This is a genomic window from Paracidovorax sp. MALMAid1276, from assembly GCF_049198005.1.
Lineage (GTDB): Bacteria > Pseudomonadota > Gammaproteobacteria > Burkholderiales > Burkholderiaceae_C > Acidovorax.
In genome coordinates, this window is record NZ_JBMIRS010000069.1 from 1 (window position 1) to 8698 (window position 8698).

9 protein-coding genes are annotated in these 8698 nt (G+C 68.7%); 3 read left to right on the top strand and 6 right to left on the bottom strand.

Features of this window, described 5'->3' with window-relative positions:
* Positions 1 to 268: 268 nt before the first annotated feature.
* Both ACOQFS_RS04380 and gltS read right to left on the bottom strand, forming a co-directional pair.
* Entirely contained in the window at positions 269 to 1531 is a 1263-nt protein-coding gene (locus tag ACOQFS_RS04380; protein WP_421561727.1) for a phospholipase D-like domain-containing protein, read from the bottom strand.
* A 150-nt stretch (positions 1532 to 1681) separates the two neighbouring features.
* Positions 1682 to 2914 (bottom strand): sodium/glutamate symporter, encoded by a 1233-nt coding sequence (gene gltS / locus ACOQFS_RS04385; RefSeq protein ID WP_421561728.1) that lies wholly within the window; start codon positions 2912 to 2914, stop codon positions 1682 to 1684.
* A gap of 256 nt (positions 2915 to 3170) precedes the next feature.
* Between gltS and ACOQFS_RS04390 the strand changes: the two genes are divergently transcribed.
* Positions 3171 to 3719, top strand: a complete 549-nt coding sequence (locus tag ACOQFS_RS04390; RefSeq protein ID WP_421561729.1) for a pseudouridine synthase — start codon at positions 3171 to 3173, stop codon at positions 3717 to 3719.
* Here ACOQFS_RS04390 and ACOQFS_RS04395 read toward each other — a convergent pair whose 3' ends face one another.
* The 3 genes from ACOQFS_RS04395 to ACOQFS_RS04405 form a co-directional block, all read right to left on the bottom strand.
* Complete coding sequence (locus ACOQFS_RS04395; RefSeq protein ID WP_421561730.1) at positions 3720 to 4052, bottom strand: hypothetical protein; 333 nt, start codon at positions 4050 to 4052, stop codon at positions 3720 to 3722. It abuts the gene before it with no gap.
* A gap of 54 nt (positions 4053 to 4106) precedes the next feature.
* Positions 4107 to 4526 (bottom strand): hypothetical protein, encoded by a 420-nt coding sequence (locus tag ACOQFS_RS04400; protein ID WP_421561731.1) that lies wholly within the window; start codon positions 4524 to 4526, stop codon positions 4107 to 4109.
* Between the two features lie 228 nt (positions 4527 to 4754).
* On the bottom strand, positions 4755 to 5273 hold the full coding sequence (locus ACOQFS_RS04405; RefSeq protein ID WP_421561734.1) for a DUF2242 domain-containing protein: 519 nt from the start codon (positions 5271 to 5273) through the stop codon (positions 4755 to 4757).
* A 416-nt stretch (positions 5274 to 5689) separates the two neighbouring features.
* Between ACOQFS_RS04405 and ACOQFS_RS04410 the strand changes: the two genes are divergently transcribed.
* Positions 5690 to 6127, top strand: a complete 438-nt coding sequence (locus tag ACOQFS_RS04410; protein WP_421561732.1) for a thermonuclease family protein — start codon at positions 5690 to 5692, stop codon at positions 6125 to 6127.
* A 174-nt stretch (positions 6128 to 6301) separates the two neighbouring features.
* Positions 6302 to 7555: an MFS transporter gene (locus tag ACOQFS_RS04415; protein ID WP_421561735.1), complete on the top strand. Its 1254-nt coding sequence runs from the start codon at positions 6302 to 6304 to the stop codon at positions 7553 to 7555.
* 45 nt (positions 7556 to 7600) lie between these two features.
* Here the strand turns inward: ACOQFS_RS04415 and ACOQFS_RS04420 are convergent, their stop codons facing one another.
* A complete protein-coding gene (locus ACOQFS_RS04420; protein ID WP_421561733.1) occupies positions 7601 to 8527 on the bottom strand; it encodes a DHH family phosphoesterase in 927 nt (308 codons plus the stop codon).
* Between the last annotated feature and the right edge of the window lie 171 nt (positions 8528 to 8698).

The window sequence follows — 8698 nt, forward strand, 5'->3', positions numbered from 1 at the left end:
GAAGCTCGCGCAGCGCTTCGACAGGCTCAGCGTGAACGGATTGGGGGGATTCAGATCTTTCACAGATTCGCTCATCCGCTCATCCGCCGGTCGACTGTTCGACTGTTCGACTGTTCGACTGGACCACTGGTCCACTGGTCCACTGACTGGTCCACTGGTCCAAGGATAGACGGATCCACGAGGTCACGGCTTCACAACTTCACGGGTGAACAGGTCCACGCCTTGCCCGCCACGCACCTGCAGCGCAGCCGGCGCGCCTGCCCATGCATCACAGCTGCGAGCGCAGCACCCGGGTCATCCACTCCGCCGCACGCTCGCGCAGCGGCCGGTTCTGCCAGTCTTCGTAAGTCACTTCGCGCGAGTGGCGCAGGTCGTCCTCGAACACGGCGGTCTGCTGCTCGGCAAACGCGCGGTCGTACACGTTGAGGTTGGCTTCGTCGTTCAGGCGGAACGAGCGGTTGTCGAAGTTGGTGGAGCCCACGGACACCAGCATGCCGTCCACGATCATCACCTTGCAGTGGTACATGGTGGGCTGGTATTCGTAGATGCGCGCACCGGCCTGCAGCAGCTCGCCCCAGGTGGCGCGGGATGCGGCCTTGACGGTCTCGGTGTCGGTGTATTCGCCGGGCGTGATGATGCGCAGCCGCACGCCGCGCGCCACGGCGTCCATCAGCAGCTTGCGGGTCAGTTCGTCGGGCACGAAGTACGCGGCCGACAGGTCGATGCTGCGCTCGGCCGCGGTGATGGCCAGGTGCACCATGAGCTGCATGCTTTCGCTGCCGCTGGAGGGTGAGCTGGAAAACATCTGCGCGCGCTGGGTGCCTGCGGGCTCCAGCGGCGGAAAGTAGCGGTCGCCGTGCAGCACCTCGCCGGTCACCTTGAGCCAGTTTTCGAGAAAGGTGGCCTGCATCTGCGCCACCACGGGGCCGCGCACCATGTAGTGCGAATCGCGCCAGTGCTCCGGGTCCTGCGCCTGGCCCGTCCACTGGGGCGCAATACCCACGCCGCCGGTAAAGCCCACCGTGCCGTCCACCACCAGCAGCTTGCGGTGGGTGCGGTTGTTCATGCGCGCCAGGTTGTACCAGTGGGGCTTGTGGAACTTTTCGATCTTCACGCCCGCCTGCTTCATGTCGGTGAGGTAGCTCTCCTCCATCTTGGCCGTGCCCACCCAGTCGAGCAGCACATGCACGGGCACGCCGGCACGCGCACGCTCGCTCAGCGCATCGGCAAAGGCCTTGCCGATGTCGCCCGACCAGTAGATGTAGGTTTCGAACGTGACGCTGTGCTGGGCGGCGCGGATGGCGGCCAGCATGGGCGGAAAGATCTCGTCGCCGTTGAGCAGCTCCTTCACCGCATTGCCCGGCAGCACGCCCGGGCCGAGCAGGTGGCCCATGGCCCGGTCGAACTGCGGGCTGGCCGTGGTGTACAGGCGCGGCAGCTGGCGCTGCACCTTCTTTTCGCCCGAGGTGAAGTTGAGGGCCAGCAGCACCAGCACGCCGGTGACCAGGGCGGTCAGGAGAACAATGGACATCTTCGAGCGGCGGCGACCAGGCGCTGTTTTCATGCGGCGATTGTGGTGGGCGCCCACGTAACACTCTGTAGGCAAATGCCGCCAGAGGCGCGCGCCCTGCGGGCCTTCACGCCGCGCCCGATGGCGCTTCTGCGGGGCTCTGCAGCCGCCTCACTTCAGGTAGTTCAAAAACCCGGTGATGGCCATCGCATTGAAGAAATCGATGAACAGCGAGCCCACCAGCGGGATCACGAAAAACGCCTTGACCGACGGGCCGTTGGCCGCCGTGAAGGCCTGCATGTTCGCCATGGCGTTGGGCGTGGCCCCCATGCCAAAGCCGCAGTGGCCGGCCGCGATCACGGCGGCGTCGTAGTCGCGCCCCATCACGCGGAAGGTGATGAAGTAGGCAAACGCGAACATCAGCCCCGTCTGCGCCAGCAGCACGGCCAGCAGCGGCCCCGCCACCTCGGCCAGCTCCCACAGCTTCATCGACATGAGCGCCATGGCCAGAAAGAACGCCAGCGACACGTTGCCCACCACCTCAAACTGGCGCAGCGGCAACTCGCCATTGCGCCAATCGATGACGTTGCGCACCAGCGCGGCCACCAGCATGGGGCCGAGGTACGCGGGCAGGGTGATGCCGATGTCCTTGAGCGCGTTGACCAGCACCGTGCCTGCGCCGATCGACACGGCGATGAGGATGCCGGCGTACATCCCCGTGTGGCTGCTGCCGGCGCGGGCCTCGGGCGCGGTGGCGGGCATCTCGGCGGGCAGGATGCCCGTGCCCACGGCCTTGGTCTGAAGCGATGCGCCCCCCGCCACCGGCGGCTGCAGCCCGTTTTGCCGCAGCAGCAGCGAGCCCAGCGGGCCGCCGATCACGCAGCCCGCCACCAGCCCGAAGGTGGCTGCGGCAATGGCCGCAGGCAGCGCCCCCACGGCACCGGCCTGCTCCAGCAGCGGCCCGAAAGCCGCCGAGGTGCCATGCCCGCCCGTGAGCGACACGGAGCCCGCCGCCACCCCGATCAGCGGGTGCACGCCCAGCGCGGTGGCCAGCCCCGCGCCCAGCAGGTTTTGCAGCACCACCAGGCCCACGGCCGCCCCCAGGAACAGCGCCACGCCTACGCCGCCTTTCTTGAGCAGCTCGAAGCTGGCCGAAAACCCGATGGTGGTGAAGAACACGAGCAGCAGAAACGCGCGAATGCTGTCGAAGAACTGGAAGGCGAACCACCCCGTTTCGTGCCCCACCAGCGCGACCAGCGAAAACAGCAGCCCGCCGATGATGGGGCCGGGGATGAAGTAGCGCGACAGCACGCCCACGCGCCGCTTGAGCGCCTCGCCCACCACCAGAAGCACGGCGGCGACGCCGATGGTCTGGGCAATGTCCAACGTGATGGTGGTCGTCATGGCGGTGTCTCCTTGAAGGGGTCAGGTGAACACTTGCCCAGATGAATAGCTATTGAATTCATAGCTATCAGCCAAAGCTGCACAAGCGCGAAAGGCGTATTTTAACCACCATCGACCTGCCCCACCCCGCCACGAGGCCGCCCGTGCCTGTCGGACGGCTCCCCGCATCGCGGGTGGCGCTGCGGCTGGGCGCTATGCTCGGCGGCCTCCCCCCACCTTCGCGGCCTTCGCCGCCCGCCTGCCTGCCCTGCCGCCCATGACCCCGCCTCGCCTGATCCGATTCAACAAGCCCTACGGCGTGCTCAGCCAGTTCACGCCCGAGGGGCGGTGGCGCGGCCTGAAGGACCACATTGACCTGCCCGGCGTGTACGTGGCCGGGCGGCTGGACGCCGACAGCGAGGGCCTGCTGCTGCTGACGAGCGACGGCGCGCTGCAGGCGCGCATTGCCGACCCGCGTTTCAAGATGGAAAAGACCTATTGGGTGCAGGTGGAGGGCATCCCGGACGAAGCCGCGCTGGCCGCCCTGCGCAGCGGGGTGGTGCTGAACGACGGCCCCACCCGCCCCGCCCGGGCCCGGCGGCTGGACCCGGCCCCGGCGGTGTGGGACCGCCACCCGCCCATCCGCGAGCGCAAGGCCATCCCTACCGCATGGGTCGAACTCATCATCCAGGAGGGCCGCAACCGCCAGGTGCGGCGCATGACCGCCGCCGTGGGCCACCCCACGCTGCGGCTGATCCGCGCGGCCATCGGGCCGTATTCGCTGGAGGGACTGGCGCCGGGCGCGTGGGAAGAAGTGCGCGGGTGATCAGGCCACGGCGTTCAGCAGCAGCCCCGTCGCCTGGCCGGATGCATTCATGAAAGGCACGGTGCGGGGCGGCGCCGCGGCCACCTGCTGCGCCTGGCTGACCGAGGCCACGTTGCGGCGCGCACCGGCGGACCGGTCGTCCGCGTCGGCCGACTGCGCCTTCAGGCTGTCGGCGCGGGCCTGCTCCGCGTCGGCGCTGCGCTGGGCGGACTGCGCCTCGGACCGCAGGGTGCGCGCGACCTGCTCGGCCTGCTGGGCATTGCGCCGGGCGGCCTGCAGGGCCAGCGACGAGGCGCCGGCACCGCCAGAGACTGCTGCGGGAAAGCTGGCCATGGAAGTTCAATGAAACAAGAAAAGACGGACGATGGACGGGGGCGGGTGCGCCACCTAGCGGGCGTATGAACCCTCGGCGCCTGCGTAGGCGCGGCGCAGTTGGGCATCGGCCTGGGCCCGCGGGCTGCTGGCGTCGGCGGCCTGCTGGGCGGCCTGGTCTGCCGCGTCGGCGGCCTGCGTGCGGCGGGTCTGCTGGGCGGCTTCGGCCACTTCGGCTACTTCGCGGCCCTGCTGCGCCTGCGAGGTCTCCGAGGCCTCGCGCGCCTCGTCGGCGGCCTGGCGGGCTGCCAGCTCCTGCGCGCGGCGGCTCAGCGTGACGGTGGTGGCTGCACCGGGCTGCTGCGGCGCCGGTGCGGCAGCGCCATTGGCAGGCGCCACGCCCCGGGTGGCGGTGTCATCGCCGGGTGCGGTGTTGCGCGGCGTGGCTGGATAGCGTGGGGTGGTCGAGGCCGAAAGCGGGTTGACGGAATCCATGGCGGGTCTCCTGCGGATGGCGCTGCGTGCGGCGGACGGGCATCGTGCGGTGCGGTGCTGTGCGGGGCAGTGCGGCGCTGCAAGCCCGCCGCGGCCCCGGGGGCCGCATCGCGCCATGGTGTGCCAAGCCAGGGCAAAAGTAAAGGGGCCGTGAAGGGGCGCGGGCGGCGCCCATGGCGCGCCAAGGGTGCGCCAAGGGTGCGCCCCTGGCTTTGCCCTGCGCGCGCCTCAGTTCGAAAAAGCGTCTTCGCCCAACGCCATGTAGCGCTTGACCAGGTCGAAGAAGCTTTCGTAAAAGCCTTCCTTGGAGATGGTCTCGCTGCCCACTTTCACCAGCGATTCGCTGCTGGCGGAAAACGGCAGCGACACCGAGCCGATGGCGCCCACCCCCAGGCTGGCGGAATTGTTGGTCTTGCGCAGGGCATAGGTGTCCTGCAGGGCGGTGACAAAGCCCAGGCTCACCTTGCCGTTGTTGGCCTCGGGCACGCACACCACGCGCACCACCATCTGCAGGTGCGATTCCGCCTCGGGCTGGAAGCTCTTCTTGCCTTCGACCAGATCGGGGGCCGTGGTGGTGATGACGTAGCCCTGGCTGAGCAACGCGCGGCGCGAAGCCTCGCAGGTCTGGCCCGGGGTGGCGTCGAACAGCCGGGAATAGGTGCCCACCGACCCAAAGCTCTCCGGCGCCTCGAACTTGCTGACCGTGGCGTTGCAGCCTGCCAGCCCCGCCAGCGTGGCAACCCCCAGCGCCGCTGCCGCCCGTGCAGCAGCCGCGCGCCAAGCACGTGGAGGGGTGGGCTGCGCAGGGGCAGGTGTGCGGGCAATGGAACGACTCAAGACCAAAAACTCCTAGGGCTGGGGTGGCTGGCAGATCCAACAGGGATGTCCTGCGGCTCTGATGGTGACGGGCGCAATGGGTTCCAACATTCTAGAAAGCCGCACGGGCACCCGCATGTCAGTGAGCCTGCGCGCGCCGCGCATCCACGGCAGCAGCTACACTATTGATAGCTTATAGCGCTTTATGGATAAGCGCCAGGCGCCAATTTGACCCCTATTTTTTGGCGCCAGTTGGGCACCCACCACCCAGACGGTGGAGCCCCAGCCTGTTCGTCGCCCCCCGGGGTTTCCGCCTTTTTGCCGTTTTCGCCAAATCCCTCGCTGCCGTGCCCCTTGCTGCCTCCCTCTTCTGCCTGGTCGTTGCCATCGGCGACGGCGACACCCTGACCGTACGCTGCGGCGCGCCGGGCACCTACACCCAGGTTCGGGTGCGGGTGGCCGCCATCGATGCGCCGGAGCTTCGCCAGGCCTTCGGCCAGAAGTCGCGGCAAAACCTGGCCCGGCTGTGCTTTCGGCAAAACGCTGCGCTGCAGTGGCTGGACGAGGACAGCTATGGCCGCAAGGTGGCCAACGTGCGCTGCAACGGCACCGATGTGGCATCGGCCCAGCTGCGGGCCGGCTTGGCCTGGGTGTATGCGCCCTATGCCCAGCACCACCCACACCTGGCCCCCTTGCAGCACCAGGCCCGGTCCAGCGGGGCCGGGCTGTGGTCGCAGAAGCGGCCGCAGGCGCCCTGGGACTACCGCAGGCGCCACGCCCGCTAGGACAGCGCCGCCCCCACGGCGCCGTGCGCAGCCGGTGCCTCGGGTGGCGTCGAATAACATCGTGGGCTGCCCTCTCGCCCCCGTGCCCTCTTGCCCTCTTTGCGCTTGCGCCGCCGTTCCGTGCCTGGTTCTTCTGCTCCACCTTCCGCCCCTGCCGCTGCTCCCGCGTCCTCCGTGCCCGCACCCGCGCCTTCCCCCTCTGACGGCAGCGTCTACCGGCACTCCGGCTTCATGGCCTTTCTGGCGGCCCGTGTGGTGGCGGTGGTGGCCACCCAGGTACAGGCTGTGGTCGTGGCCTGGCAGGTGTATGACCTGACGCGCGAGCCGCTGGCCCTGGCCTATGTGGGCCTCGCGCAGTTCCTGCCCATGCTTTTTCTGCTGTTGCCGGCGGGCGACCTCATCGACCGGTTTGACCGCCGCCGCATCCTGGCGCTGGCCTGGTCGGTGGGCGCGGTGTGCAGCGCGCTGCTGTGGTGGCTGTCGGGTCACGGCGCCAGCGGGGTGGCGGGCATTTATGCGGTGCTGGTGCTGTATGGCTGTGCACGTGCGTTCTCGGGGCCGGCCATGCAAAGCCTGCTGCCGCAGATCGTGCCGCGCGGGCAGCTTGCGCAGGCCATTGCCGCCAACAGCATGCTGATGCGCGCCGCCAGCATTGGCGGGCCGCTGCTGGGCGGCCTGCTGTATGCACTGGGCGGCGGTGAGCTGACCTATGCCGTGTGCTGCGCCTGCTTTGTGCTGGGGGCGTTGCTGCTGCTGCGCGTCGCGGTGGCGCACGCCGCGCCCCCGGCCCCCGCGCAGGGCACGATGTGGCAGCGCTTTGGCGCAGGCATTGTGTTCATCCGCTCGCGGCCCATCGTGCTGGGCACCATTTCGCTCGATCTGTTTGCCGTGCTGCTGGGCGGCGTGGTGGCCCTGCTGCCCATCTATGCGCAGGAGGTGCTGCACGTGGGCCCGGCAGGCCTGGGCGCGCTGCGCAGCGCCATGGCGGTGGGCGAGGTGAGCGCAGGGCTGTACCTGAGCCTGCGCCCCTTCAACCGCCATGTGGGCCGCACCATGTTTCTGGCGGTGGCGGTGTTCGGCCTGGCCAACCTGGTGTTTGCGCTGTCCACGCTGTTCTGGCTGTCGTTTGCAGCCCTGCTGGTGGCGGGCGCGGCCGACATGGTGAGTGTGTACATCCGCGGCGCGCTGGTGCAGTTCTCCACGCCCGACACGATGCGCGGGCGCGTGAACGCGGTCAACATGCTGTTCATCGGCTCGTCCAACGAGCTGGGCGAGTTCCGCGCGGGCACCAGCGCCGCCTGGCTGGGTGCGGTGCCGGCCGCCGTGGTGGGCGGGCTGTGCACGCTGGGCGTGGTGGGCGGCTGGATGCTGGCGTTTCGGCCGCTACTCAAGGTGGACCGGTTTGAGGAAGCCGCCAACGCCCGTTGAGAGCACTGGACGGCAACACAGCGCGGCTGAGTCACCGCCCGGCAACTATGCAGCCGTGGCGTTGAAGGTGCCGCTCAGCAGCTCCGGCAGGCGCTCCACCTTCATCTTGAATCCACAGGCCTGCGCGTGCCCGCCGCCGCCCATGCTTTCGGCCAGGGCAATGCAGTCGAAATTGCGCTGCGCGCGCAGCCCCACCTTCACGCCTTTCTCGCCCGCGCTCCACATCAGCGCAAAGGTGCCCGTTTTGGCCGACAGCATGTCGCCCACCAGGCTGTGGAACATGCCCGGCGCATTCACCATCAGACCCGCAATGCCGTTGAACACCAGCGGCTGCGCGCCCTCGGCAATGTCGGCGGCCATCTTGCGGTACTTCTCGTCCATGGCGGCGCCGCGCGCCATGAAGGCGGTGAGCTGTTCGGGGTCGAAGGCCACGATCTCGCCCCAGCGCGCAAAGGTCTGCGCTTCCATGTCGAGGGCCGACAGGAACGCTGCGCTTTCGGGGAACTCCCACTTCCAGATGTCGCGGTCCTCCACGTACTGCAGCATGGCGGGCACGGCCGTGTGGGGGTGGAAGAACTCCCACGCCAGGCGCGCCCCCGACTTGTCCATGTCGAAGTGCACCACGCCGCAGCGGCAGGCAAAGCCGGTCAGCTTCTCGGCGGCGCTCTTGTGATGGTCCAGCATCACCAGCTTGGCGGCCTGGGCGTCGATCGCCTGCAGGATCTCGGCCGAAAAGGAGAAGTCCAGCACGTACACCGTGCGGCCCGCCACGGGCGGAAGGTCTTGCACGGTCTTGACATCGCCGTGGTCCAGCCCCAGGTACTCTGCACGGTCCCCGTAGTACAGCCACGCGGCCAACGCGGCGCCAAAGCCATCGGGGCAGCCGCGCCCGTGGTACAGCACCAGCGGCGCGGGGTCGTTCTTGTCGGGGGCAACCAGCAGTTGCAGGGGGAGAATGTTTTTCTTTGTCATGGCCCCCGATTGTCGCCGGGGGCCGCCAGCGGAACCAATCCGCACGGGCCGGCGTCCACACCGCTTTGCCTTAGAGCCTGTTCAATGTCTTTTTGAAGATCGCATTGGAGTGCAATCGGTGTGAGTGGATGCGCCGAGTGCGCCGCATGGGCTCATGCCCATGCAAGCGGC

Bases quoted from the DNA above. Each gene is read 5' to 3' on its own strand.
- ACOQFS_RS04380 (WP_421561727.1), bottom strand. From the start codon at position 1,531: ATGTCCATTGTTCTCCTGACCGCCCTGGTCACCGGCGTGCTGGTGCTG.
- gltS (WP_421561728.1), bottom strand. From the start codon at position 2,914: ATGACGACCACCATCACGTTGGACATTGCCCAGACCATCGGCGTCGCC.
- ACOQFS_RS04390 (WP_421561729.1), top strand. From the start codon at position 3,171: ATGACCCCGCCTCGCCTGATCCGATTCAACAAGCCCTACGGCGTGCTC.
- ACOQFS_RS04395 (WP_421561730.1), bottom strand. From the start codon at position 4,052: ATGGCCAGCTTTCCCGCAGCAGTCTCTGGCGGTGCCGGCGCCTCGTCG.
- ACOQFS_RS04400 (WP_421561731.1), bottom strand. From the start codon at position 4,526: ATGGATTCCGTCAACCCGCTTTCGGCCTCGACCACCCCACGCTATCCA.
- ACOQFS_RS04420 (WP_421561733.1), bottom strand. From the start codon at position 8,527: ATGACAAAGAAAAACATTCTCCCCCTGCAACTGCTGGTTGCCCCCGAC.